This window comes from Streptomyces sp. NPDC055243 (genome assembly GCF_044544025.1).
Lineage (GTDB): Bacteria > Actinomycetota > Actinomycetes > Streptomycetales > Streptomycetaceae > Streptomyces.
On sequence record NZ_JBITWR010000002.1, the window covers coordinates 833,849 to 859,233 of the forward strand.

Here is a 25,385-nt window from a genome sequence, read left to right on the forward strand (position 1 = left end):
GTGCGGGGGCACGCGCTGCGGGCCGCGGAGAGTCACCGGGTGCCGGACGCCGCGTTCGAGGCCGCGCTCCAGGACGCTCCCGAGGCGGTGCGGCGGCAGTTGCTGCGCGCGATAGTTGCCGGGCGGCGCACCGCGCTCGCCGATCGCGTCATCGACCCGCTGCGCCACCAGTGGGGTGACGTGGAGGCGGCCCGGCTGCTGCCCGGCTGCTCGGGCCCTGTGGTGGAGCGGCTCCTGCCGGAACTCTTCCATGCCGTGCGGGGGTGGCGGCCGTTGGCGAGGCGGCATGCGGGTGCGCTGTTCGACGTGGCGGCGCGCGAACTCGGCGCGCTGCCCGAGGCGCTGCGGGACGGGTGGTGGCAGCGGTACGCGGCGGGGATCGCGGCGGCCACGGAGGCGGATCCGGTGCGAGTGCTCGACCTGCTCGACCGGTTCGCGCCCAGCGCGTTCCCCCGTCAACTCCGCCCCCGTCTCGGCGTGCTGGCCGACGCGGCGCCCGGCCGCGTCCTCGCGATCCTCTCCGGCACCTGGGGCCGGTCGCTGCGGCGCGGCGGTGCGCTCACGGCCTCCGTGCTGCACAAGCTCGCCCGCTCGGGAGCGCCCGAACTCCTCACGTACGCCCGTACCGTCGCCGACGACTCCGCCGACCTCGCCCGGCTGATGCTCGCGCACGCCCCCGCCGAGCGTGCCGCCGTCCACGCGCGGGCCGTCGAGGGGCGCGGCGCGGGATACGCCACCGTCGACGCCGTCATCCTCGCCGCGCTGCCCCGCAGCGCCGTGGCCGACGAGGCGCGCCGGGCGGCCGAGCGGGCCAAGGAGCGTGGCGGGCAGTGGAGTTCCGTGCTGCTCGCCGAGTCCTTCCTGCCCTGCGCCGAGGTGCGCGAGCGGCTCGTGGCGGCGACCCGGCGGCCGCCGCCGACGACCGCGCCGAGGCGTGGCCGCTGCTCGTCCGCAATGCGGCACGCTCCGGCAGCAGGGCCCACGTCACCGCCGTACTCGAAGAGCTGACCCGGCTCGTGAACGAGCAGGACCCCGTACGGGCCGCGGCGCTGTCCGCGCTCGCCGAGACCCGGCCCGCCCTCTTCGGCGCCGAAGCCGAACCGTTCCTCGACCGGATCTCCGCGGACGCCGTCGCGGCCCGCGACTCCTCGCACCGCACCCGAGGCAGCCTCAGCCGTCTGGCCGTCGCCGTGCTGCGCGAGCACGCGGCGGGCGGGCGGCGGGAGTTGGTGAACTGGGCGCTGCGCACCCTGGTCCGGATCTCCGGCAACACCGGCGGCGCCGACCTCGGACGCCTCGACCACACCCTGCGCCGCGGACAGGAGCACGCCGTGTTCGAGGCGCTGCGCCCCTGGATCGAGGCGGGCGCGGAGAAGGCCGACTACAGCCTCGCCTTCGCGCTGGCCCGCGCGGTCGGCCGACGTGCCGCCGGGATGGCGGAGCTTCAGGAACTCCTGTGGCAGGCCGTCCGGTTCGGCGGCAACGTGACCGTTTCGCGGGCGGTCGACCTGTGGCTCGAACCGCCCGCCACCCGCGACGAACGCGTCGCCCGCGTCCTGGCCCAGGACCCCTCGACGGCCGTGCTCGCCCCGGTCCACTCCGTGCTGTGCGCCCGCCGCACGGACCTGCTCGACCCACTCCTGTCCGGCACACCGCCGTACGGGCGGTTCCTGACCAAGGGCGCGGCCTGGACCGTGCCCGCCGAACCCACCCGGGTCCAGCGTTGGCTGCCACGCCAACAGGAAGCACTGGCACGGCAGTTGGCGCGCAGCGCGAGTGACGCGGGTCTCCCGCGGTGGGACCGTGCGCTGGCGATCGCCCGCAGCGCGCACATCCCCGGCGCGGGGGAGGAGACCGTCCGCCGCTGGACCGGGTCGCCCGACACCGTCCTCGCCGAGGCGGCGCTCGGCGCCCTCGCCCACGTCTCGCGGCCGGGGGATGCGCTGCCCGAACTGCTCGCGCACGCCGGGGGCGAGCGGGCGCGGGTCGCGGTGTACGCGGCGACGCAGGCGTCCCGGCACGTCCCGCCGTCCCGGCTCGCCGCGCTGCTGCGCGACGTCCTGTGCGGGCCAGGCAAGAAGGTGACCAGCCGCAAGGAGGCCGCGCGCCTCGCCGCCGTGCGGCTGCCCGCCCCCGAGGCGGCGGCGCTGCTCGGCGACGCCTACGAGGCGCCGGACGCCCACCGCGACGTACGGGCGGCGTGTGTCGCCTTCGCGGGCGGGCTGCTCGGCGAGGAGCGGGTGTGGGGGCTGCTGCGGGATGCGGCCGGGGGCGAGGTGGTGCTGCGGACGGCTGTGCTGCGGGTGCGGCCGCTGGATCTGGCTCAGGGGTATCGCGAGCGGTACGCGCGTCTCGTGCGCGAAGTGGTCGGCGCGGACGACGACGAGGCGGCGGGCCCGGCGCTCGCCGCGCTGGCCCGGTGGGCGCCGTGGTCGCCGGACGCGGCCTCCGTGCTCGCGCAGGCGGCCGCGGATCTCGACCGGCGGGCCACGTGGCAGGTGGCGGCGCGGGGCCTTGTGACGGCGGCGGCGACGGCGCCGCACGGCGAGGACGCACTGTGCGGGGCGCTCGCGGCCCTCGCGGGCTCCGATGCGGCCCCGTCGCCGGACCGGGATCTGCCCGCGCGGCGGCGGATCGAGTACGTGGCGCAGTCGCTGGCCGGAGAGGGCGAGGTGTACCGGGCCGCCGCCCTGCGGGCGGGCGAGCTTCTCGCCGGGTACGGGGATTTCGTGCCGCAGGCCGCCGAGCTGCTCGCCGGTGCGGTCGCACTGGACGCCGCGCCCGCGGAGGTGGGGGCCGCGCTGTCGCGCCTCGCCCGGCTGCACGAGGGGCGGCCCGCGCTGGCCGTGGCCACGGCGTCGACGCTGGGCTCGCGCCTCGCCGACCCGGAGTCGGCGGAGCGGGTGGCCCCGCTGCTCGCGGTGGCACGCCTGCTGGCGGAGGACGGAAGCCACGCGGCCGGTCTCTTCGCCGTGGCGGCGGCCGAGTCCCTCGGGGAGCGAACGGACTGGGCGGGCCCGTGGAGGGAGCTGCTGACGTCCCTGCGGGCCCACGGCGTCCCGGACGTGCGGGACGCCGCGCTGACGGTGTGCACGTCGTACGAGTGATCGTGGACCCGGCAGCCCGCAGGGCAGGGGACTACTTGCCCCGCGCTGCCATCCGCGCCTTGCGCGCGGCCAGCTTCTCGTCGAACTTGCTCGCCTCGGTGTCGAGGCCGTTCATGTAGAGCCCGAGCTCCTCCTGCGCCTTGAGACCCTGGGGGCCGAGCCCGCCGATCTCCATGACCTTCAGGTAGCGCAGGACGGGCTGGATCACGTCGTCGTGGTGGATGCGCATGTTGTAGATCTCGCCGATCGCCATCTGCGCGGCGGCCCGCTCGAAGCCGGGCATGCCGTGTCCGGGCATCCGGAAGTCGACGACGACGTCGCGCACGGACTGCATGGTGAGGTCCGGGGCGAGCTCGAAGGCCGCGCCCAGGAGGTTGCGGTAGAAGACCATGTGCAGGTTCTCGTCGGTGGCGATGCGCGCCAGCATGCGGTCGCAGACCGGGTCGCCCGACTGGTGGCCCGTGTTGCGGTGCGAGACGCGGGTCGCGAGCTCCTGGAAGGCCACGTACGCGACCGAGTGCAGCATCGAGTGGCGGTTGTCGGACTCGAAGCCCTCGGCCATGTGCGCCATGCGGAACTGCTCGAGCTTGTCCGGGTCCACGGCGCGCGAGGCCAGGAGGTAGTCGCGCATCACGATGCCGTGGCGGCCCTCCTCGGCGGTCCAGCGGTGCACCCAGGTGCCCCAGGCGCCGTCGCGGCCGAAGAGGGAGGCGATCTCGTGGTGGTAGCTGGGGAGGTTGTCCTCGGTCAGCAGGTTGACGACAAGGGCGATCTTGCCGATGTCGGTCACCTTGGACTGCTCGGGCTCCCAGGCCTGGCCGTCCTCGAAGTAGCCGGGGAAGTTCCTGGCGTCGGAGAACGGCACGTACTCGTGCGGCATCCAGTCCTTCGCCACCTTCATGTGGCGGTTGAGCTCCTTCTCGACCACTTCTTCCAGGGCGAACAGCAACCGGGCATCGGTCCAGTCGTCCGTGCTGCCGAGATGAGGAGAGGTGATCGTCACGGGGGCTCCAGGGGGGACGGGAGATTTTTTACGGACTACGTGCGTAGGGGTTACGCGGTAGCACTAGCGGGTGCTACCTACCTACGGTGTCGTAGGTTACGTTGCCGTAGGTTAAGCGCTCCGTAAAGTGCTTGCGACGGCGGGGCTCTTGTGCCCCTCCTGCCCCACCCGCCCCAGCACTGGTCAGGAGTACAGCTCTCTGAGCCGCACTGAGAGGCATGTCACACAGCCTTCGAGCTTCTCGAACTCGCTGATGTCGACTACGACCGGGTCGAACCCGAGGTCCGCGAGCAGCTCCGCGCTCTTCGGCGCGCTCGCCGCCAGGAGCAGTTTCGAGCCGCCGAGCAGCACCACGTGCGCCCCGGACTCCTCGGGCACCGGCAGGAAGCGCGGGAAGAGCGAGGGGGTGTCCACGAGCGGCGGGTGGCCGATGACCGTGCCGTCCGGCAGCGCCGTCACCGCCGACTTCAGGTGCAGGACCCTGCTGACGGGCACGGCCACGACCCGCGCCCCCAGCGGCTCGAAGACGGCCCGCAGCTGCCGGACGCCGGCCGCGTTCGTGCGCCCGCCCGTCTCCCGCCCCCGCCCTTCCAAAGAGGCGCTGCGCGCCGCACCTCCTGATCCACGCCCCACGTAGATCGTGTCGTCGATCTTGAGGATGTCGCCGCCGTCCAGCGTGCCCGGCTCCCACACCCAGTTCACGGAGGCCCCGAGCCGGGCCACCGCCTCCTCCACGCCCGCGGTCTCCGCCCGCCGCGACTCGGCGCCGGGCCGGGCGATCAGCGCCACGTTGCGGAAGACGACCACCGTGTCCTCGACGAAGACCGAGTCCGGGCAGTCGTCGGCGGGTTCCACCTCGACCGTCTCCCAGCCGTGCGTCCGCAGCGCGTCGGCGTACGCCTCCCACTGGTCGAGGGCGAGGCCCGCGTCGACCGGGGCCCGCTCGACATGCGTGACCAGGCCTTCGGCGAGGCGCGGGCTGGGGCGGCGGATCAGCGCTTTCCGGCTGGGCACGACTGGGTCTCCGTAGGTGCGGGAGCGGCGGGGCGCCCGGTCCGGCGGGGGCCGGATCAAGGCGCTGCCGCACATCATGCAGCGTGCAAGGGGTCCAGGCCCAGGTCTCGTCGCAGATGAGCGGCGGTGAACGAGCCGTCCGCGTCGACCAGCTGCTCCGGAGTGCCCTCGAAGACGACCCGGCCGCCGTGCTTGCCGCCGTCGGGGCCCAGATCGATGACCCAGTCCGCGTGCTTGACGACCTGGAGGTTGTGCTCGACGACGAGCACGGTGTTCCCCGCGTCCACGAGCCGGTCCAGGAGGGCGAGCAGGCCGTCCACGTCCGCCATGTGCAGTCCGGTCGTCGGCTCGTCCAGGACGTACGTCGTGCCCGTGCGGTGCAGCTGCGTGGCGAGCTTGATGCGCTGGCGCTCGCCGCCCGACAGGGTGCTCAGCGGCTGCCCGAGCGTCAGGTAGGTCAGCCCCACGTCGTGCAGGGCCCGCAGCCGGCGGCGCACCGACGTGTCGTCGACGGCGGCGAGGAACTCCAGGGCGCGCTCGGCCGTCATGTCGAGCACGTCGGCGATGGAGCTGCCGTCGACGGTCAGCCGCAGTACCTCGTCCTTGAAGCGGCGCCCCTCGCACGCCTCGCAGGTCGTCGTCACCGGGTCCATGAACGCCAGGTCGCTGTAGATGATCCCGCGGCCCTGGCAACTCGCGCACGCGCCAAGGGAGTTGAAGCTGAAGAGCCCCGTCTCCTGGCCGGTCTCCCGCGCGAACAGCTTGCGCAGCGAGTCCATGATCCCCAGGTATGTCGCCGGGGTGGAGCGGCCCGAGATGCCGATGCCCGACTGGTCGACGACCACCGCGTCCGGATGCCCGGCGACGAACGCCCCCGACACCAGCGTGCTCTTGCCCGAGCCCGCGACGCCCGTCACCGCCGTGAGCACCCCGGTCGGCACGCACACGCTGACGTCCTTGAGGTTGTGCAGATCGGCGCCCTTGACCCACCGGCCGCCGATGGCCTCGCGCGGGCTCTCCTTGATGCCCGTGGAGCGCCTCAGATGCCGTCCCGTGAGCGTGTCCGCGCGGCGCAGCTCGTCCGGCGTCCCCTCGAAGACGACCAGGCCGCCGCCGGTGCCCGCCGCGGGGCCCATGTCGACGACGTGGTCGGCGACGGCGATGACGTCCGGGTCGTGCTCGACGACCAGGACGGTGTTGCCCTTGTCGCGCAGGCGCAGCAGCAGGTCGTTGAGCCGGCCCACGTCGCGCGGGTGCAGGCCGATGCTGGGCTCGTCGAAGATGTACGTCATGCCGGTCAGGCTGGAGCCCAGGTGCCGCACCGTTTTCAGGCGCTGGCCCTCGCCACCGGACAGCGTGGACGTCTCGCGGTCGAGGCTGAGGTAGCCGAGGCCGATCGCCTCGATCCGTTCGAGCGCCGCGACGGCCGCCGCCGCGATCGGTCCCGCCACCGGGTCGTCGATCGGCTCCAGGGCGGCGATGAGGTCGGTGACCTCCATGCGCGAGCAGTCGGCGATGTTCAGGCCGTCGATGCGGGTGGCCAGCGCCGCCGCGTTGAGCCGCGCGCCGTCGCAGAGGTCGCACCTGCCCTCGACGAGGAAGCGCTGCACCAGGTCGCGGGTCTTCTGGGAGAGCGTCGACAGGTCGCGGTTGAGGTAGAGCCGCTCGAAGCGGTCGGCGAGCCCTTCGTAGTCGATGTCCCGCGCGCCGCCGGTGTTGTCGACGCTGACCTTGCCGCTGTGCCGGTCGCCGTGCATCAGGAACTGCCGCTGTGCCGCGGTGAACTGTCCCACCGGTTTGTGCGTGTCCAGGTCGGGGGTGTTGGTGTACGTCTGGCCGTGCCAGGTGCCCGCGGCGAACGGCGGGAAGAGGATCGCGCCGTCCGCCAGGGACTTGGCGGGGTCCAGGATGCGGTCGTAGTCGGGCCGCACGGTCTTGCCCAGGCCGTGGCACCGGGGGCACATCCCCGAGGGGTCGTTGAACGAGTAGGCGGTCGCGGGACCGGCACTCGGTGTGCCGTGCCGCGAGAACAGCACGCGCATCACCGAGTAGATGTCCGTCATCGTGCCCACCGTGGACCGGGAGTGTCCGCCGATCGGCCGCTGGTCGACGACGATCGCGGGCGAGAGCTCCTCGATGGTGTCCGCGTGCGGCCGCTCGTACTTCGGCAGCCGGTTGCGGACGAACCACGTGAAGGTCTCGTTCAGCTGGCGCTGCGACTCGACCGCGATCGTGTCGAACACGACCGACGACTTCCCCGACCCCGATACGCCGGTGAAGACCGTGAGCTGGTCCTTCGGGATGCGCAGGCTCACCTCCTTGAGGTTGTTCTCACGGGCTCCGGTGATCGTGATGTATTGGTGCATACACCCGAAGCTAGCCAAAATACCCGACACCTTCTGTCGGGATTTCCTTCATTTCGCCGTCCAGCAGCAGCCAGCGCGTGATGCCGATCGACTCCAGGAACGGCACGTCGTGACTGGCCACGATCAGCGCTCCCTCGTACGACTCCAGGGCCGTGGCCAGCTGTTTCACGCTCGCCATGTCGAGGTTGTTCGTCGGCTCGTCCAGCATCAGGAGCTGCGGCGCGGGCTCCGCGAGCAGCAGCGCGGCCAGCGCGGCCCGGAACCGCTCGCCGCCCGAGAGGGTCGCCGCGCGCTGGTCGGCCCGCGCCCCCTTGAACAGGAAGCGGGCCAGGCGGGCCCGGATCCTGTTGTTGGTGGCGTCGGGGGCGAAGCGCGCCACGTTCTCGGCCACGGTCAGTTCGTCGTCGAGCACGTCGAGCCGCTGTGGCAGGAAACGCAGCGGGACGTGCGCCCACGCCTCGCCCTCCACGGCTTCCAGCTCTCCGGCGATGGTGCGCAGGAGCGTGGTCTTGCCCGCGCCGTTGCGGCCGACCAGCGCGATCCGTTCGGGGCCGCGCAGCTCGAACTCGCCCCGCACGCGCGCTCCGTAGCGCAGCGAGAGCTCGCGCAGGGTGAGTACGGTGCGGCCCGGCGGGACCGCGGTGTGCGGCAGGTCGACCCGGATCTCGTCGTCGTCCCGCACCGCGTCGACGGCGTCGTCGAGGCGCTCCTTCGCCTCGCTGAGTTTCTCCTCGTGCATGATGCGGTGCTTGCCCGCCGACACCTGGGCCTGGCGCTTGCGTTCGCTCATGATGACCTTGGGCTCGCGCTTGGTGTCCCACATCTTCTGGCCGTACCGCTTGCGGCGGGCCAACTTGACCTGGGCGTCGGCCAGTTCGCGCTTCTGCTTCTTCAGGTCCGACTCGGCGACGCGCACCATGCGCTCCGCCGCCTCCTGTTCGGCGGCCAGTGCCTCCTCGTACGCGGTGAAGTTGCCTCCGTACCACTTGACCTCGCCGTCCCGCAGGTCGGCGATCTGGTCGACCAGGTCCAGGAGTTCACGGTCGTGGCTGACCACGACCAGGACCCCGGACCAGGCGTCGACGGCCGCGTACAGGCGCCGCCGGGCGTACAGGTCGAGGTTGTTGGTGGGTTCGTCGAGCAGGAGCACGTCGGGGCGGCGCAGCAGCAGCGCGGCCAGGCGCAGCAGCACCGACTCGCCGCCCGACACCTCGCCGGTGGTGCGGTCCAGGCCGATGTGGCCAAGGCCCAGCTGATCGAGGGTCGCGACGGCGCGCTCCTCGACGTCCCAGTCGTCACCGACCGCGGTGAAGTGCTCCTCGGCCACGTCGCCCGCCTCGATGGCGTGCAGGGCGGCGCGCGTCGCGGCGATGCCGAGCACCTCGTCGACGCGCAGACCGGTGTCGAGGGTGACGTTCTGTGGCAGATATCCGATGTCGCCCGCGACGCGCACGGCGCCGTCGCTCGGCGCGAGTTCACCGGCGATGAGCTTCAACAGGGTTGATTTCCCTGATCCGTTGACGCCGATGAGTCCGGTCCTGCCGGTCCCGAAGGCGGCCTGGAGCCCGTCGAAGACGCCGGTGCCGTCCGGCCAGGTGAAGTCGAGGGAGGTGCACGTGATGGAGGTGGGGGAAGTAGACATGGGGTCCTCGCGGTTGCGTGAGATGAAGCGCGGTCAGGGGCACGCGTTTCGGGGGCACCGCGAGGCGCGACGGATCGGGCGGAAGCAGCGTCGTCAGGAGGCGAGGGCGGAAAAATGGGCCCTGCGCCGGGGGACGGCTCGAACGCCGAGGTCGCACGCTACGCACACGGCCGAGCCGTGTGACGCGGTGACTCCAGACCTCAGACGAGCAACGTCCTACTCCTATCGGCGACAACAGAACCGTTATACACCGTAGGGTGCGACCCGATTGCTGTCAACGATTTATCGTGACCGCGAACAAGGAGGCCCGATGCCTTTTGGCTCGCTCTCACTGCCGACCCGGATCTTCCTGCTGGCCTGGGACACCGGCCGGAACAGGATCGCCGGCGCCCCCGACCTGCACTACGCGGTGCGGGCCTGCGCGCTCGCGGAGCTGGCCCAGCGGGGACTCGTCTCGGATGCGGGCGGCATCGTCACGCCGGTCTTCGGCGCGCGCACGGGAGATCCGGCGCTCGACTCGGTCCTCGAACTCGTCGAGGAGTCCCGGCCCCGCAAATGGAGCGGCTGGATCACCCACAAGTCCCACGCCACGCAGGACGCGGTGCGCGACCAGCTGGCGGCGGAGGGCTATCTGCGGATGGAGCGCACCCGCATCCTCGGGGTCTTCCCCTCCCGGCGGTACGAGCTCGAGCGCGCCGGTTACGTCGAGGTCCTGCACGCCGAGGCGCTGGCGGTGCTGCGCGGTCCGGTGCCGGTGTCCGAGGTCCCCGCGGGCGACGCGGCCCTGGTGGTGTGCGCGGCGACGGGCAAGCTGCGCGGCATCATCTCGGGCAAGGACCGCAGGCAGTACAAGGACCGCCTCGACGCGCTGACCGACCGCAGCGGGGCCCCGTCCCCGGAGCTCCCCGAGCTGATGCGGGGGCTGCGCAAGGCGCTGGCGTCGGCGGTCTCGTACGCGGAGGCGGCGAGGTCGAGCGGCGGGGGCGGCTGAGGGACCGGCGATGGCGCCGGTTCAGCAGGCGTCCCGCATCAGGTCGGCGAGGTCCTGGTCCAGGTCGACGTGCAGATGCTCGTCGCCCGTGGGCACCAGGGTCAGGGAGCGGTGCAGGAAGCGGCGCAGCTCGCCCGTGCGGATGTGGACGATGGCCGTGCCCTCGGGGGCGTGGAACTCCACGACCGTGCGGTCGAAGCCGTACGGCCGCACGCGGACGTCGCCGTCGCCCACCGCCTGCTCCATGCCCTGGGAGAGCAGCTCGCGGGCGAAGGTCCAGTAGACCTCGACGCCCTCAAGGGTGGCCGGGGCGGGGAAGCTCATCCGGACGGCGAACGGATCGCCCTGGTCGTAGTGCAGCGTCGCGGGAATGGTCTGCATCCGCGGCGCGGCTGCGACGAGGCGGGCCTCTACGGCTTGCTCGATGGTGTTGGACAACGCCTGCTCCCTCAACTACAGCTGGACGACTCGGGTCGGCACTTGGATAGACGTCGGAATGACGGAATCCGTGCACGCGAACACCGAGTGACCTCGGTCACCGCGTGCTCTTCACCGTCTTCACAGGAATTCCGGAAGGAATCCTGCGTTCCGGTGGTAACTTCGCCCGCCATGAAGTCCTTGGGGAAGACGAGACGGTCGCGGTCGGTGGGTCGTGCGGTGTCGGTGGGGCTGTGCGGGGCGGCTCTCGCCGCGACGGCCCTTGCCCTGCCAGGGCTCGCCCAGGCGGCGCCCGCCCCGGCGGGTCAGCCGCAGCACGGCGGCTGGGACCTCAAGGACAGCGGCACCGACGCCCGCTTCCGCGGTCTCGCCGCCGTCAGCCGGGACACCGCCTGGGTGGCCGGCGCGAAGGGCACCGTGCTGCGCACGTCGGACGGCGGCGACAGCTGGCGCGACGTCTCCCCGCCCGGAGCGGGGGAGCTGGAGTTCCGCGACATCGAGGCCTTCGACGGCCGCCGCGCGGTGGTCCTGGCCATCGGGGAGGGCGAGGCCTCGCGGGTCTTCCGCACGGCGGACGGCGGAGCGACCTGGACGGAGTCCTTCCGCAACACCGACCCCAAGGCCTTCTACGACTGCATGACGTTCTTCGACCGCCGCCACGGCCTGGCGATGAGCGACCCGGTGAACGGCAAGTACCGCATCCTGTCCACCGCCGACGGCGGCCGCTCCTGGAAGGTCCTGCCCGACAAGGGCATGCCCGCCGCCCAGGAGGGCGAGTCGGGCTTCGCGGCGAGCGGCCAGTGCCTGGTGAGCTCCGGCCCCCGCGACGTGTGGCTGGCCACCGGCGGAGCGGCGCGTGCGCGGGTGCTGCACTCCGCCGACCGCGGCCGCACCTGGAGCGCCACCGACGCCCCGATCCCGGCGGGCGACCCGGCCCGCGGCGTCTTCGGCCTCGCCTTCCGCGACCGTACGCACGGCATCGCGGTCGGCGGCGACTACCGCGCAGGCCAGCCGTCGCCGAAGGCCGCGGCCACCACCGGCGACGGCGGCCGCAGCTGGACCACGTCCGCCGCGCCGCCGCCCGCCTACCGCTCCGGGGTGGCCTGGCTGCCCGGGAGCCGCCGGGGCGCCCTCGCGGTCGGGCCGACCGGCACGGACGTCACGGCGGACGGCGGGCGCAGCTGGCGGACGATCGACACGGGGTCGTACGACACCGTGGACTGCACGCGCGACCGGGCCTGCTGGGCGTCCGGCGAGAAGGGCCGGATCGCGCGCTGGGAGCGGGGCTAGCGCTGCTGCGGCCGGCAGGGCTAGGGCAGTTCCTGCCGGTAGGGGGCGAGTTCCGGGGCCGTCTTCGTGGCGATGAACTCGGTGATGCGGTACTCGCAGACCTCGGCGACCACGAACGGGTCGCTCGCCGCGATCTCCTCGATCGCCGCACGGTCGTCGGCGACGGCGAGGATCACGCCGCCGTCGCGCGGATTCTTGCGCCCGGAGGCGATGAAGACGCCCTGCGCGTACAGCTGGTCGAGCCAGGCGACGTGGGCCTCCAGCTCCTTGTCGACGGCGGACACGGGCGCGGTGTAGGTCAATTCGAGAACGAACATGATCGCGAGGCTACCGCCGCGCGTCGCCGGCGTGGCCGCGGGCAGGTGCGTTCGCTTTATCCCGTATCCGTAGCAAGTGTGAACTCACCTTGTGTGCACGGTGTGAAAGCGCCTCGACCCGGCGTGTAGTCGACTCCTATGCTGACCGCTCAACCGGCCGGTCCATGAGCTGACTTCGTGGTGCGCGGCCGGTCCATTTCTGCCGGGAGTTCACTTTGCTGTACAGGAAGACCGCTTTGCGCGTTGCCGCACCCGTGGCCGTGCTCGCCCTCGCGCTGACCGGATGCAACGACGACAAGGCGTCGGGTTCCGCGGACGAGAAGCCCAAGGCCAAGGCCAGCGCGAAGCCGTCGCCCGAGTCCGGGGGCGAGATGGGGGCGGGCGAGAGCGCCACCGGCAAGGTGAAGGAGGGCGACGCCGACGTCACCTACGAGATCACCGCGCAGAAGGTGGACCTGGGCACGGAGGCCGACACCAAGAAGATGGTGTCGGACCCCAAGAAGGCCAAGGGCCTGGTCCCGGCCATCTCGTACGTGAAGTACACGCACAAGTCCGGCGCGCCCCTCACCGAGACCCCGGACGCCAACGACGGCACGACCATCTGGGCGGACGGCCGGCGCGGCACCCTGGTCATCGGCGCCGCCGACGACGCGCCGGGCTGCGAGGACGCCCTGGACATCGAGGGCTGGAAGCAGGGCGAGAGCCACGTCCTGTGCGACACGTACCTGGTCCCCAAGGACGCCAAGGACCTGGAGATCCACTGGTCCGAGGAGGACGGCGAGCCGTTCACCTGGAAGTTCGCGGCCAAGTAGCGCACGGCGGGGGCGGGTCGAGCTCAGCCCGCCCCCGTGTTCGGCCGCTCCCTGCCCGCTCTCTCCCGTTCACGGGCCGACTCCGGCCCGGGGCGAGGCAAGACCTAGTCTTGACCGCACCATGACGACCCACGCCGCCGCCCTCGCGCACATCCCCGCCGACTGGCCCACCGACGAACAGGCCGCCCGCGCCGTCCAGGACGGACTCCGCACCCGCGTCGTGCTCGACGAAGTGGGACCGCGGCCGGGCACGGGACACGTCACGGGGGTCGACGTCGCCTACGACGACGAGCGCGACCTCGTCGCCGCCGCGGTCGTCGTCCTGGACGCCGCGACGCTCGACGTCGTCGAGGAGGCCACCGCGGTGGGCCGCGTGGCCTTCCCGTACGTGCCGGGCCTGCTCGCCTTCCGCGAGATTCCCGCCGTCCTCGCCGCCCTGGGGGAGCTCGAAGCCGCCCCGGGCCTCGTCGTCTGCGACGGCTACGGCATCGCGCACCCCCGCGGGTTCGGCCTGGCCAGCCACCTCGGCGTCCTCACCGGCCTGCCCACGATCGGCGTGGCCAAGAACCCCTTCACGTTCACGTACGAGGCTCCCGGCGCGCCTCGGGGCAGCGCGGCCCCCCTCCTCGACGGGACCGAGGAAGTCGGCCGCGCCCTGCGCACCCGCGAGGACGTCAAACCGGTCTTCGTCTCCGTGGGCCACCGCGTGAGCCTGGACAACGCCTGCGCCCACACGCTCGCCCTGACGCCGCGCTACCGCCTCCCGGAGTCGACGCGGCGCGCGGACGCCCTGTGCCGCGCGGCCCTGCGCGAGGCGATCGCTAGCGCGACGCCGCCACCCGGAACCTGAGCCCCGCCGCCGTCAGCCGGGCGGTCAGCGCGTCGCCCATCGCCACGGCGGTGGTCAGCTGCCCCGCCACGTCCGGCAGATCGTCGTCAAGGGCCAGGCACAGCGCCGCCTCCGCCAGCATCTTCGCCGTCTCGTCGTACCCCGGATCGCCGCCCGAGACCTCCGTGAACACCCGCTTGCCGCCGCCCTCGCCGACGAACCGCACGGAGAACCAGCTCTCCGCGCGCCGCCGCTCGCTGGGCCCCTCGCCCGGCTTGAGCCGCGAGGACAACCACCGCCGCGCGGGCGGCAGTTGCGCCGCGGCCACCAGGGTGCTGACGGCCGCCGCGCCGCCCACCGCGAAGGGCAGGGTCTTGACGGCCGCGTAGTGCCGGTAGCGGAAGTCGGGCCCGTAGCGTTCGAGGGCCCGCGCCGAGCGCTGCACGACCTGCGGGTCGATCGTCGGCAGGGGCAGGGCCCAGGCGCCGACCTCGCCGTCGTAGCGGGGCGCGCCCGGCGGTGCGTACGCCTTGCGGCCCACCAGGCGCGGCTCGTGCCGTCGCCGGTCCCGCGCGGCGGACAGCATCTGCGGGCCGCGCGCGAACTGGGCGAGCGCGGAGGCGAACGTGCCGCCGGAGAACGTCGCGTTGCTGCGCACGAACCCGTCGACGCGCAGCGGCACCCCCTCCGGGAGCCGGCGCACCGTGAAGTACGCGCCCAGGTCGTGCGGCACCGAGTCGAAGCCGCAGGAGTGCACGAGCCGGGCGCCCGTCTCCCGTGCGCGGGCGTCGTGCCGCACGTACATGAGGTCGACGAACTCCGGCTCCCCGGTGAGGTCCACGTAGTCCGTGCCCGCCTCCGCGCACGCGGCGACGAGCTCCTGGCCGTACGCGAGATAGGGGCCCACGGTGGTGGCGACCACGCGCGCCTGCCCGGCCATCTCCCGCAGGGACGCCGGGTCCGCCACGTCCGCGCGGACGAGGGGGAGTTCCGCGCAGGCCGGGTGGGCCTCGGTGAGCGTCTCCCGCAGCCGCTCCAGCTTGCCGGTGTCACGCCCCGCGATCGCCCAGCGCAGCCCGTCGGGCGCGTGCGCGGCGAGGTACTCCGCGGTCAGCACGCCGACGAAACCGGTGGCTCCGAAGAGGACGATGTCGTACGTGCGGTCCGCCGCACGCTCCTTGCCGTTGCCGTTCTGACTGGTCATGGCACCTCTCTGCCGTGCACCCCGCGCCGATGTCGGTGGCCGAGGCTAGCGTGAGGAGTCGGCGTTGTTACCAGGAGGTACCCCATGGCTGTCCTGAAGAGTGCCCTGACGAAGTGGGAACGGGTGCGCGACTTCGCGCTCGGGATGCCGGGCGCCGTCGAGGAGTTCCCGTGGGGCGAGAGCGTCGCCAAGGTCAACAAGAAGGTGTTCGTCTTCCTCGGAACGGACGACGGAAGCTACCCACTGGGCATCACCGTCAAGCTCACGGACGAGGCGGCGCACGCCCATGCCCTGACGGCGCCGGGCGCGGAGCCCGCGGGCTACGGCCTGGGCAAGGCCGGCTGGGTGCGCGTCCCGCTGGAGGAGAAGGGCGCCCCGGCCGCCGACCTGCTCTGCGACTGGGTCGAGGAGAGCTACCGCACGATCGCCACGAAGAAGCTGGTCGCGGAACTGGACACCCGCTCCACGTGACCCGATTTGTCTAAGCGCTTGCTTGCTAGGGTCTTGTGTTGAGTGGAACACGTTCTTAGCATCACTGGTGTTACATCAGTTGTGTCATAGCGCTGGGGGCTCAATGGCAGTGCCGGACAAGGGTGTTCACGGACCGCTCGCCGGGGTGCGTGTGGTCGAGCTGGCGGGCGTCGGGCCCGGCCCGTTCGCGGCCATGCTCCTCGCCGACCTGGGCGCCGACGTCGTACGCGTCGACCGGCCGGGCGGCGGCGGCCTCGCGATCAATCCCGAGTACGACGTCACCAACCGCAACAAACGCTCCGTGATCGTCGACCTCAAGGCGGCGGACGGCGCGGACCGCGTCCTCGACCTGGTCGACCGCGCCGACGTGCTCATCGAGGGCTACCGCCCCGGCGTCGCCGAGCGCCTCGGCGTCGGGCCGGGCGCCGCTCACGCCCGCAACCCGAAGCTCGTCTACGGACGGATGACCGGCTGGGGGCAGGAGGGCCCGCTCGCCCAGCGCGCCGGGCACGACATCGCGTACATCGCCATCACCGGCACCCTCGGCATGATCGGCAATCCGGGAGAGCCGCCCACCGTCCCCGCGAACCTCGTCGGCGACTACGCGGGCGGCTCGCTCTACCTCGTCGTCGGCATCCTCGCGGCCCTGCACCACGCCCGCGAGCACGGCACGGGGCAGGTCGTGGACGCCGCGATCGTCGACGGCACCGCCCACCTCACGTCGATGATCCACGGCATGCTCGCGGCCGGCGGCTGGCAGGACCGGCGCGGCGCCAACCTCCTGGACGGCGGCTGCCCCTTCTACGGCAACTACGAGACCGCCGACGGCGGTTACATGGCCGTCGGCGCCCTTGAGCAGCAGTTCTACGACGAGTTCATCGCCCTGCTCGGCCTGGCGGACGAGGCGCCCGCGCGCAAGGACCTGGCCCGCTGGGGCGAGCTGCGCGAGGCGGTCGCCGCCCGCTTCAAGGCCCGCACGCGCGAGGAGTGGACGGCCGTCTTCGAAGGCTCCGACGCGTGCGTCGCGCCCGTGCTCTCGCTCTCCGAGGCCCCCGATCACCCGCACCTCGCCGCCCGCGGCACCTTCGTCGACCACGGCGGCATCACCCAGCCCGCTCCCGCCCCCCGCTTCTCCACGACCCCGACCCACGTCCGCAGCGGCCCCGCCCAGCCGGGCGCGGACACCGAGGACGTGGCCCGCGACTGGGACGTACCGGCCCTGCGGGGCACACCCACGAAGGAAGACGACTGATGCAACTCTCCGCACCTCTCGCCTACGCGGGCGACCCGCGCCAGGCCGCCGACGACGTCGCGGCCCTGGAGTCCGCCGGTCTGGACGCCGTCTGGGTGGCGGAGGCGTACGGCTTCGACTCGCCCACCATCATGGGCTACCTGGCCGCGCGCACCGAGCGTATGAAGATCGGCGCGGCGATCCTCAACGTCTACTCGCGCACCCCCGCGCTCATCGCCCAGACCGCCGCCGGACTCGACGCGATCTCCGGGGGCCGGGCGATCATCGGGCTCGGCGCCTCGGGCCCGCAGGTCGTCGAGGGCTGGCACGGAAAGCCGTACGACAAGCCCCTGGCCCGCACCCGCGAGGCCATCGAGCTGACCCGCCGCATCCTGCGCCGCGAGGTCATCGACCACCACGGCATCACGGACATGCCGCTGCCGAAGGAGAAGGGCGGCAAGCTGGGCAAGCCGCTCAAGATCCTCATCAAGCCGGTGCGTTCGCAAGTGCCGCTGTACGTCGCTTCCCTGGGCCCCGCGAACGTCCGGATGACCGCCGAGATCGCCGACGGCTGGCTGCCCACCCTGTTCATCCCGGAGAAGGCCCACCAGGTGTGGGGCGCACCGCTCGCCGAGGGCAGGGAGAAGCGCGATCCGGCGCTCGGCCCGTTGCAGACGGTCGCCGGAGGACTGCTCGCCATCGGTGACGACGCGGCCGCCGTACGGGATTTCGCCCGGCCCCAGATCGCCCTCTACGTAGGCGGCATGGGAGCTGTGGGGAAGAACTTCTACAACGACCTCGCGGTCGCGTACGGCTACGAGAAGGAAGCCAAGCTCATCCAGGAGCTGTACCTCTCGGGCAAGAAGAAGGAGGCCGAGGCCGCCGTCCCGGCCGAGTTCTGCGAGCTCATGTCGCTGTGCGGCCCCGAGAGCTACGTCCGCGAGCGCGTCGAGGCCTTCCGCGAGGCAGGCGTCGACATGCTCAACGTCATTCCCGTCGGCCCCGAGCCGGCCACATTGATCGAGACCGTCAAGGGCTGGCTCTAGGGCTCCAGGAGGCCGTACGTGAAGCGACAGATCTTTACCGCCGAACACGAGGCGTTCCGCGAGACCGTCCGCACCTTCCTGGCCAAGGAGGTGCTTTCCCACTACGAGGAGTGGGAGAAGGACGGCATCGTCAGCCGTGACGCCTGGCGCGCCGCGGGCAAGCAGGGGCTGCTCGGACTCGCCGTGCCCGAGGAGTTCGGAGGCGGCGGGAACACCGACTTCCGCTACAGCGCGGTCCTGGCCGAGGAGTTCACCCGCGCGGGCGCGGCCGGGCTCGCGCTCGGCCTGCACAACGACATCATCGGCCCGTATCTGACCTCCCTGGCCACCGACGACCAGAAGCGGCGCTGGCTGCCCGGCTTCTGCTCCGGCGAGATCATCACGGCCATCGCGATGACCGAACCGGGCGCGGGCTCCGACCTCCAGGGCATCCGCACCACCGCCACCGACCAGGGCGACCACTGGCTGCTCAACGGCTCCAAGACGTTCATCTCGAACGGCATCCTGGCCGACCTCGTGGTCGTCGTCGCCAAGACATCGCCGGAGGGCGGCGCCAAGGGGCTGTCCCTCCTGGTCGTCGAGCGCGGCATGGACGGCTTCGAGCGGGGCCGCAACCTCGACAAGATCGGCCAGAAGTCCCAGGACACCGCCGAGCTGTTCTTCAACGACGTACGCGTCCCCAAGGAGAACCTCCTGGGCGAGCTCGACGGCGCCTTCATCCACCTGATGACGAACCTCGCGCAGGAGCGCATGGGCATCGCCGTCGCGGGGATCGCCGCCGCCGAGCACCTCCTGGAGATCACCACCACGTACGTCAAGGAGCGCGAGGCCTTCGGGCGCCCGCTCTCCAAGCTCCAGCACATCCGCTTCGAGATCGCCGAGATGGCCACCGAGTGCGCCGTCACCCGTACGTTCCTCGACCGCTGCATCGTGGATCACTCGAACGGGGAGCTCGACGCCGTGCACGCGTCGATGGCCAAGTGGTGGGCCACCGAGCTGCAAAAACGCGTCGCCGACCGCTGTCTGCAACTGCACGGCGGATACGGCTACATGACGGAATACCGCGTCGCCAAGGCCTTCACCGACGGCCGCATCCAGACGATCTACGGAGGTACGACCGAGATCATGAAGGAGATCATCGGCCGCTCCCTGCTCGCCTGAGCCTTCCTCCACCCTCACCTGCACAGTTCTTTGCGAAAGGCTGCTGTCTTGACCACCGAAGCGTACGTATACGACGCGATCCGCACCCCGCGCGGACGCGGCAAGGCCAATGGCGCCCTGCACGGCACCAAGCCGATCGACCTCGTCGTCGGCCTGATCCACGAGATCCGGGCGCGGTTCCCCGACCTGGACCCGGCGGCCGTCGACGACATCGTCCTCGGCGTCGTGGGCCCCGTCGGTGACCAGGGCTCCGACATCGCGCGCATCGCGGCCATCGCCGCCGGGCTGCCGGACACGGTGGCGGGCGTGCAGGAGAACCGCTTCTGCGCCTCGGGCCTCGAAGCGGTCAACATGGCCGCGATGAAGGTGCGTTCGGGCTGGGAGGACCTCGTCCTGGCGGGCGGCGTCGAGTCGATGTCGCGCGTCCCGATGGCCTCGGACGGCGGCGCCTGGTTCGCCGACCCGATGACCAACTACGAGACGGGCTTCGTGCCGCAGGGCATCGGCGCCGACCTGATCGCCACCGTCGAGGGCTACTCGCGGCGCGACGTCGACGAGTACGCGGCCCTGTCCCAGGAGCGTGCCGCGGCCGCCTGGAAGGACAACCGCTTCGAGAAGTCCGTCGTACCGGTCAAGGACCGCAGCGGCCTGGTCGTCCTGGACCACGACGAGTACATGCGTCCCGGCACCACCGCCGACTCGCTCGCCAAGCTGAAGCCGTCCTTCAAGGACATCGGCGACCTCGGCGGCTTCGACGCCGTCGCGCTGCAGAAGTACCACTGGGTCGAGAAGATCGACCACGTCCACCACGCGGGCAACTCCTCCGGCATCGTGGACGGCGCCGCGCTCGTGGCCATCGGCACCAAGGAGGTCGGCGAGCGCTACGGCCTCACGCCGCGCGCCCGGATCGTCTCCGCGGCGGTCTCGGGCTCCGAGCCGACCATCATGCTCACCGGTCCCGCGCCCGCCGCGCGCAAGGCGCTCGCCAAGGCGGGCCTGACCATCGACGACATCGACCTCGTCGAGATCAACGAGGCCTTCGCGGCGGTGGTGCTCCGCTTCGTGAAGGACATGGGGCTTTCGCTGGACAAGGTGAACGTCAACGGCGGCGCGATCGCGTTGGGCCATCCCCTGGGCGCGACCGGGGCGATGATCCTGGGCACGCTGGTGGACGAGCTGGAGCGCAGGGACCTGCGGTACGGCTTGGCCACCCTCTGCGTGGGCGGGGGCATGGGTATCGCCACGATCGTGGAACGGGTGTAGCGCCGCTGGGGCTGGGGCCGTCGCCGACCGCGGGTGCGTCGTGGTTGCTCGCGCAGTTCCCCGCGCCCCTGAAGGCATGCGCTGCGCGCAGCCTTCCCCGATACGCGCCCTGGAGATGGCGCACGCAGTGCGCATCTCCAGGGGCGCGGGGAACTGCGCGACCAGCCCCCACCGGCGGTCAGCCGGTCACATCCCCTCAGTTACCCGCCCCGGATCCCGCCCGGGCCCACTCACACTTCACGGAGCGCATCATGACGCAGAGCACCACTATCCGCTGGGAACAGGACGCCACCGGCATCCTCACCCTCGTCCTCGACGACCCCAACCAGTCCGCGAACACCATGAACCAGGGGTTCAAGGACTCCATCGCGGCGATCGCCGAACGCGCGGAGGCCGAGAAGGACTCCATCCGCGGCATCATCTACACCTCCGCCAAGAAGACCTTCTTCGCGGGCGGTGACCTCAAGGACATGATGCAGGCAGGCCCCGAGAACGCGCGGGACGCGTTCGAGGCGGGCGTCGCCATCAAGGCATCCCTGCGCCGCATCGAGACCCTGGGCAAGCCCGTCGTCGCCGCGATCAACGGCGCCGCCCTGGGCGGCGGCTACGAGATCGCCCTGGCCAGCCACCACCGCGTCGCGCTCGACGCGCCCGGCTCCAAGATCGGCCTGCCCGAGGTCACCCTCGGCCTGCTCCCGGCGGGCGGCGGCGTGACCCGCACCGTGCGCCTGATGGGCATCGCGGACGCGCTCCTGAAGGTGCTGCTCCAGGGCACCCAGTACTCCCCGAAGCGCGCCCTGGAGAACGGCCTGGTCCACGAAGTGGCCACCACCCGCGAGGAGATGATCGAGAAGGCCCGCGCCTTCATCGACGCCAACCCCGAGTCCGCGCAGCCCTGGGACAAGCCTGGCTACCGCATCCCCGGCGGTACCCCGGCCAACCCGAAGTTCGCGGCGAACCTGCCCGCCTTCCCGGCCAACCTGAAGAAGCAGATCAACGGCGCCCCCTACCCGGCCCCGCGCAACATCCTGGCGGCCGCCGTCGAGGGTTCGCAGGTCGACTTCGAGACCGCGCTGACCATCGAGGCGCGCTACTTCACCGAGCTGGTCACCGGCCAGACCGCTAAGAACATGATCCAGGCGTTCTTCTTCGACCTCCAGGCCGTCAACTCCGGCGCCAACCGCCCCAAGGGCATCGAGGCACGCCCGGTCCGCAAGGCCGCCGTGCTCGGCGCCGGGATGATGGGCGCGGGCATCGCCTACTCCTGTGCCCGCGCGGGCATCGAGGTCGTCCTCAAGGACGTCTCCGCCGAGGCCGCCGCCAAGGGCAAGGCGTACTCCGAGAAGCTGTGCGCCAAGGCGGTGCAGCGCGGCCGTACGACCCAGGAGAAGGCCGACGCGCTGCTCGCCCGCATCACACCGACCGCCGACCCGCAGGACCTCGCGGGCTGCGACGCCGTGATCGAGGCCGTCTTCGAGGACACGGCGCTCAAGCACAAGGTGTTCCAGGAGATCCAGGACGTCATCGAGCCGGACGCGCTGCTGTGCTCCAACACCTCGACGCTGCCGATCACCCAGCTCGCCGAGGGCGTCACGCGCCCCGTCGACTTCATCGGCCTGCACTTCTTCTCGCCCGTCGACAAGATGCCGCTCGTCGAGATCATCAAGGGCGAGCGGACCGGGGACGAGGCCCTTGCGCGCGCCTTCGACCTCGTACGCCAGATCAACAAGACGCCGATCGTCGTCAACGACTCGCGCGGCTTCTTCACCTCGCGCGTCATCGGGCACTTCATCAACGAAGGCGTCGCGATGGTCGGCGAGGGCATCGAGCCCGCGTCGATCGAGCAGGCGGCGGCCCAGGCGGGCTACCCGGCGAAGGTCCTCTCCCTGATGGACGAGCTGACCCTCACCCTGCCGCGCAAGATCCGCAACGAGACGAAGCGCGCCGTCGAGGAGGCCGGCGGCACCTGGGCCGGGCACCCCTCGGACTCCGTCATCGACCGCATGGTCGACGAGTTCGAGCGTCCGGGCCGGAGCGGCGGAGCGGGCTTCTACGACTACGTGGACGGCAAGCGCGCGGGGCTGTGGCCGGGCCTGCGCGAGCACTTCACCAAGCCGGGCACCCAGATCCCGTTCGAGGACATGCAGGAGCGCATGCTCTTCTCCGAGTCGCTGGACACCGTGCGCCTGGTGGAGGAGGGCGTCCTGACGTCCGTCGCGGACGCCAACATCGGCTCCATCTTCGGCATCGGCTTCCCCGGCTGGACCGGCGGCGTGCTCCAGTACATCAACGGCTACGAGGGCGGCCTGCCCGGATTCGTGGCCCGCGCACGCGAGTTGGCCGACCGCTACGGGGAGCGGTTCACGCCGCCCGCGCTGCTTGTCGAGAAGGCGGACAAGGGCGAGAAGTTCAGCGACGCCTGACCTGTCGCCCCGCTGCGGGAGCGGCTCAGCCTTCCTTGAGCCACTCCCGCAGCTCCTCCTTGAGGGAGCGCTGGAACGCCGTCACCAGGGCCTGCACCACCATCGGCTGCATATGGGCCGACAGGGACCGCATCGCCGCCACGTGCTCGGGGTCCGACTCCCGCTCGCGGTAGGGCCCCCACACCTCGTCGCGGAAGAGCCGGGACAGCTCGACGGCGGCCGAGCGGGTGTGCTCCATCAGCACCGTGCGCGCCGCCAGGATCGTCTCGTGCGCGATGGGTACGTCGAGCAGCTCCACGCCCAGGCGCAGCAGCCCCGGGTCGACGCGGTAGGCCCCCGGGAACTCCGTCGGCGCGACGACCCCCATCGCCGAGAGCCGGTCCAGGTCCGCGTCGGTCAGCGACCGGCCCGCCCTGCGCTCCAGCTCCGCACGGTCGGTGTCCTCGGCCGAGTCCGGGGCCCAGGAGGCCACCACCGCACGGTGGATGGCGAGGTCGTGGGCGCTCAGGTCGGGCGGCAGCTGCTCCAGATACCGCTCGATCGCGGCCAGTGTCATGCCCTGGTGCTGCAACTCCTCGATGAGCCCCAGCCGGGACAGGTGCTCCTGGCCGTAGTGCCCGACCCGGCGCGGGCCGATCACGGGCGGCGGCAGCAGGCCCTTGGTGCTGTAGAAGCGGATGGTGCGGACGGTGACACCCGCGCGTGCGGCCAGTTCGTCGACCGTGAGCGTCGGCTCGTCGGTGTCCGACGTCGTCGTCATCGTCATGGCAGCGCTTCGCCTCCCCAGTCGTGCACCGGTGTTGTGCACCGATCAGGTGCAACAGTATTGCTGTCTCACCACTGTTGTGAAAGCGTCCCGCCCAGTCACTTGCTTCGTCGATGACGCCAGGAGGCGGTCATGACCACGATCCTGCGACTCCCCGGGGAACCCACCGACATCACGCTCCCCGCCCTGCTGCTCCGCAACGCCGAGGACCACGGCGACCGCCCCGCACTCTCCTGGCGCACCACCCCCGAAGGGGAGTGGACGACACTGACCTGGAGCGAGGCCCGCCGCAAGGTCGCCGTCCTGGCCGCCGGGTACGCGGCGCTCGGCGTACGGCGCGGCGAGCACGTCCTGATGATGATGGGCAACCGTCCCGAACACTGGCTGAGCGATCTCGCCCTCGTGCACCTGGGCGCCGTGCCCATCACCGTGTACGGCACATCGGCCCCCGAGCAGATCGCGCACATCGCCCGGCACAGCCGGGCCCGCTTCGCGATCGTCGAGGGCGCCCACGAGCTGGCCCGGTGGGAGCCCCTCCTGTCGGACACCACGGCTCCGCTGGAGCGCCTGGTGGTCGTCGAGGCGGCCGACGCGGGCACGCACCGCACGTACGGCTCCCTGCACGCCACGGGAAGCCGCCTGTTCGACCCGGACGCCTTCGACAAGGCCTGGCGCGAGTCCCGGTCCGAGGACCCGCTGACCGTCGTCTACACCTCGGGCACCACCGGCGACCCCAAAGGCGTCCGCATCACGCACCGCAACGTCGTCCTCAACGGCGTCGCCCTGGACGCCGTCGTCGAGCTCCCCGACTTCGTGGAGCACATCAGCTACCTCCCCTTCGCCCACGTCGCCGAGCGCATGCTGGGCATCTACCTGCCGGTGTTCCGCGCCTCGCACGTGCACCTGTGCGCGGATCCGACCGCCGTCGCCGCGACCGCGCGCGAGCTGCGTCCCGCGCAGTTCTTCGGGGTCCCGCGCGTGTGGGAGAAGCTGGCCACGTCCGTGAAGGCCGTGCTCGCCGGGCTGCCGCGGGAACAGCGGGAGTCGATCGAGGCGGCGAACGAGACGACCCGTGCGCACCTGGCGTACGTCGAGCGCGGCGAGGACCCGCCGGCCGACCTGGAGACGGCGTACCGCGAGGCCAAGGAGAAGGTCCTCGACCCGCTGCTCTCCCTGGCCGGGTTCGACCGCCTGGTGTGGACCGCGAGCGCGGCGGCGTCGATGCCGCTCGACGTGGTGCGCTTCTGGTCGGGCTTCGGCATCGTGATCATGGACGCGTGGGGGCTGACGGAGACGACCGGGGTCGTCACCATCAACACCCCGGCCGCCTTCCGGCTCGGCTCGGTGGGCAGGCCCCTGGACGGCCTGGAGATCCGCACCGACGGCGACGGCGAGATCCTGGTGCGCGGCGCGACGGTCTTCGACGGCTATCTCCTGCCCGAAGGCGGTGTCGAGTCGGCCTGCGACGCGGACGGCTGGTTCGCCACCGGCGACGTCGGGCGGATCGACGAGGACGGCTTCCTGTGGCTCACCGACCGCAAGAAGGAACTGATCGTCACGTCGACGGGCAAGAACGTCTCGCCCGCGCTCGTCGAGAACACCCTCAAGGAGCACCCCCTCATCGGCCAGGCCCTCGTCCACGGCGACGGCCGCTCCTACCTGGTGGCGCTGCTGGTCCTGGACACCGAGATGGCGCCCGTGTGGGCCGCGTCGCGCGGCATCACGGGCGACCTGATGGCGAGCGAGGCCGTGCACGAGGAGGTCGCGCGGGCCGTCGAGGCGGCCAACGCGCGCCTGAACCGCACCGAGCAGATCAAGCGCTACCGGCTCCTGGGGGAGGAGTGGGGCCCGGAGACCGGGGAGCTGACCCCGTCCCTGAAGCTGCGCCGTCGGGTCATCCGGGAGAAGTACGAGGACGCCATCAACAGCCTGTACACCTCGTGATCATTGTGTGTACACCCCCTGCCCACCATGTGAGAAGTGCCGCTATGTGACGTGCGCCACCGCATGC

The 25,385-nt window shown here is 71.8% G+C and carries 20 protein-coding genes; 12 read left to right on the forward strand and 8 right to left on the reverse strand.

The window, feature by feature from the left end:
• The first annotated feature begins 830 nt into the window (after window positions 1-830).
• Window positions 831-3,107, forward strand: coding sequence for a hypothetical protein (locus ACIGXX_RS08475; RefSeq protein WP_399973869.1), 2,277 nt, complete (start codon window positions 831-833; stop codon window positions 3,105-3,107).
• A 31-nt stretch (window positions 3,108-3,138) separates the two neighbouring features.
• Here the strand turns inward: ACIGXX_RS08475 and ACIGXX_RS08480 are convergent, their stop codons facing one another.
• The 4 genes from ACIGXX_RS08480 to ACIGXX_RS08495 all read right to left on the reverse strand — a co-directional run bounded on the left by ACIGXX_RS08480 (window position 3,139) and on the right by ACIGXX_RS08495 (window position 9,132).
• Window positions 3,139-4,110, reverse strand: coding sequence for an acyl-ACP desaturase (locus ACIGXX_RS08480; protein ID WP_351161079.1), 972 nt, complete (start codon window positions 4,108-4,110; stop codon window positions 3,139-3,141).
• 183 nt (window positions 4,111-4,293) lie between these two features.
• Window positions 4,294-5,124 carry a N(G),N(G)-dimethylarginine dimethylaminohydrolase gene (locus ACIGXX_RS08485; RefSeq protein ID WP_366462399.1) on the reverse strand — a complete coding sequence of 277 codons (831 nt, stop codon included), beginning with the start codon at window positions 5,122-5,124 and terminating at the stop codon, window positions 4,294-4,296.
• 74 nt (window positions 5,125-5,198) lie between these two features.
• Window positions 5,199-7,490 (reverse strand): ATP-binding cassette domain-containing protein, encoded by a 2,292-nt coding sequence (locus ACIGXX_RS08490; protein WP_399973874.1) that lies wholly within the window; start codon window positions 7,488-7,490, stop codon window positions 5,199-5,201.
• A 10-nt stretch (window positions 7,491-7,500) separates the two neighbouring features.
• Window positions 7,501-9,132, reverse strand: a complete 1,632-nt coding sequence (locus ACIGXX_RS08495; protein ID WP_399973877.1) for an ABC-F family ATP-binding cassette domain-containing protein — start codon at window positions 9,130-9,132, stop codon at window positions 7,501-7,503.
• A 310-nt stretch (window positions 9,133-9,442) separates the two neighbouring features.
• On the opposite strand from ACIGXX_RS08495, the gene ACIGXX_RS08500 reads away from it, so the two are divergent.
• Complete coding sequence (locus ACIGXX_RS08500; protein ID WP_399973880.1) at window positions 9,443-10,123, forward strand: GPP34 family phosphoprotein; 681 nt, start codon at window positions 9,443-9,445, stop codon at window positions 10,121-10,123.
• A 21-nt stretch (window positions 10,124-10,144) separates the two neighbouring features.
• On the opposite strand, the gene ACIGXX_RS08505 is transcribed toward ACIGXX_RS08500, so the two are convergent.
• Window positions 10,145-10,561 carry an SsgA family sporulation/cell division regulator gene (locus ACIGXX_RS08505; protein WP_351161090.1) on the reverse strand — a complete coding sequence of 139 codons (417 nt, stop codon included), beginning with the start codon at window positions 10,559-10,561 and terminating at the stop codon, window positions 10,145-10,147.
• 171 nt (window positions 10,562-10,732) lie between these two features.
• Here ACIGXX_RS08505 and ACIGXX_RS08510 point away from each other — a divergent pair, with 171 nt between their 5' ends.
• The gene (locus ACIGXX_RS08510) at window positions 10,733-11,851 is read left to right on the forward strand and encodes a WD40/YVTN/BNR-like repeat-containing protein (RefSeq protein ID WP_399973884.1); all 1,119 of its coding nucleotides are present in this window, start codon (window positions 10,733-10,735) and stop codon (window positions 11,849-11,851) included.
• Between the two features lie 20 nt (window positions 11,852-11,871).
• On the opposite strand, the gene ACIGXX_RS08515 is transcribed toward ACIGXX_RS08510, so the two are convergent.
• Window positions 11,872-12,168, reverse strand: a complete 297-nt coding sequence (locus tag ACIGXX_RS08515) for a YciI family protein (protein WP_361461474.1) — start codon at window positions 12,166-12,168, stop codon at window positions 11,872-11,874.
• 215 nt (window positions 12,169-12,383) lie between these two features.
• Here ACIGXX_RS08515 and ACIGXX_RS08520 point away from each other — a divergent pair, with 215 nt between their 5' ends.
• Window positions 12,384-12,980 (forward strand): hypothetical protein, encoded by a 597-nt coding sequence (locus ACIGXX_RS08520; protein WP_351161097.1) that lies wholly within the window; start codon window positions 12,384-12,386, stop codon window positions 12,978-12,980.
• A gap of 121 nt (window positions 12,981-13,101) precedes the next feature.
• Entirely contained in the window at window positions 13,102-13,830 is a 729-nt protein-coding gene (locus ACIGXX_RS08525) for an endonuclease V (RefSeq protein WP_351161100.1), read from the forward strand.
• On the opposite strand, the gene ACIGXX_RS08530 is transcribed toward ACIGXX_RS08525, so the two are convergent.
• Window positions 13,802-15,013 (reverse strand): saccharopine dehydrogenase NADP-binding domain-containing protein, encoded by a 1,212-nt coding sequence (locus ACIGXX_RS08530; RefSeq protein ID WP_351161102.1) that lies wholly within the window; start codon window positions 15,011-15,013, stop codon window positions 13,802-13,804. The two genes, ACIGXX_RS08525 and ACIGXX_RS08530, sit on opposite strands and share 29 nt — an antisense overlap.
• Before the next feature lie 84 nt (window positions 15,014-15,097).
• On the opposite strand from ACIGXX_RS08530, the gene ACIGXX_RS08535 reads away from it, so the two are divergent.
• From ACIGXX_RS08535 to ACIGXX_RS08560, 6 genes are all read left to right on the forward strand, one after another.
• Window positions 15,098-15,484 carry an MmcQ/YjbR family DNA-binding protein gene (locus ACIGXX_RS08535; protein WP_351161104.1) on the forward strand — a complete coding sequence of 129 codons (387 nt, stop codon included), beginning with the start codon at window positions 15,098-15,100 and terminating at the stop codon, window positions 15,482-15,484.
• Window positions 15,485-15,587: 103 nt separating this feature from the next.
• Window positions 15,588-16,736 carry a CaiB/BaiF CoA transferase family protein gene (locus ACIGXX_RS08540; RefSeq protein ID WP_399973889.1) on the forward strand — a complete coding sequence of 383 codons (1,149 nt, stop codon included), beginning with the start codon at window positions 15,588-15,590 and terminating at the stop codon, window positions 16,734-16,736.
• Window positions 16,736-17,761, forward strand: coding sequence for an LLM class F420-dependent oxidoreductase (locus tag ACIGXX_RS08545; protein WP_399973892.1), 1,026 nt, complete (start codon window positions 16,736-16,738; stop codon window positions 17,759-17,761). Before ACIGXX_RS08540 ends, ACIGXX_RS08545 begins: the two co-directional genes overlap by 1 nt.
• 18 nt (window positions 17,762-17,779) lie before the next feature.
• Window positions 17,780-18,922 carry an acyl-CoA dehydrogenase family protein gene (locus ACIGXX_RS08550; protein WP_399973895.1) on the forward strand — a complete coding sequence of 381 codons (1,143 nt, stop codon included), beginning with the start codon at window positions 17,780-17,782 and terminating at the stop codon, window positions 18,920-18,922.
• Window positions 18,923-18,970: 48 nt separating this feature from the next.
• Window positions 18,971-20,185: an acetyl-CoA C-acetyltransferase gene (locus tag ACIGXX_RS08555; RefSeq protein ID WP_351161115.1), complete on the forward strand. Its 1,215-nt coding sequence runs from the start codon at window positions 18,971-18,973 to the stop codon at window positions 20,183-20,185.
• 251 nt (window positions 20,186-20,436) lie between these two features.
• Entirely contained in the window at window positions 20,437-22,608 is a 2,172-nt protein-coding gene (locus tag ACIGXX_RS08560) for a 3-hydroxyacyl-CoA dehydrogenase NAD-binding domain-containing protein (protein WP_351161116.1), read from the forward strand.
• 25 nt (window positions 22,609-22,633) lie between these two features.
• On the opposite strand, the gene ACIGXX_RS08565 is transcribed toward ACIGXX_RS08560, so the two are convergent.
• Window positions 22,634-23,368, reverse strand: a complete 735-nt coding sequence (locus ACIGXX_RS08565) for a MerR family transcriptional regulator (RefSeq protein ID WP_351161686.1) — start codon at window positions 23,366-23,368, stop codon at window positions 22,634-22,636.
• 138 nt (window positions 23,369-23,506) lie between these two features.
• Here ACIGXX_RS08565 and ACIGXX_RS08570 point away from each other — a divergent pair, with 138 nt between their 5' ends.
• A complete protein-coding gene (locus ACIGXX_RS08570; RefSeq protein WP_351161119.1) occupies window positions 23,507-25,318 on the forward strand; it encodes an AMP-dependent synthetase/ligase in 1,812 nt (603 codons plus the stop codon).
• Window positions 25,319-25,385 lie beyond the last annotated feature (67 nt).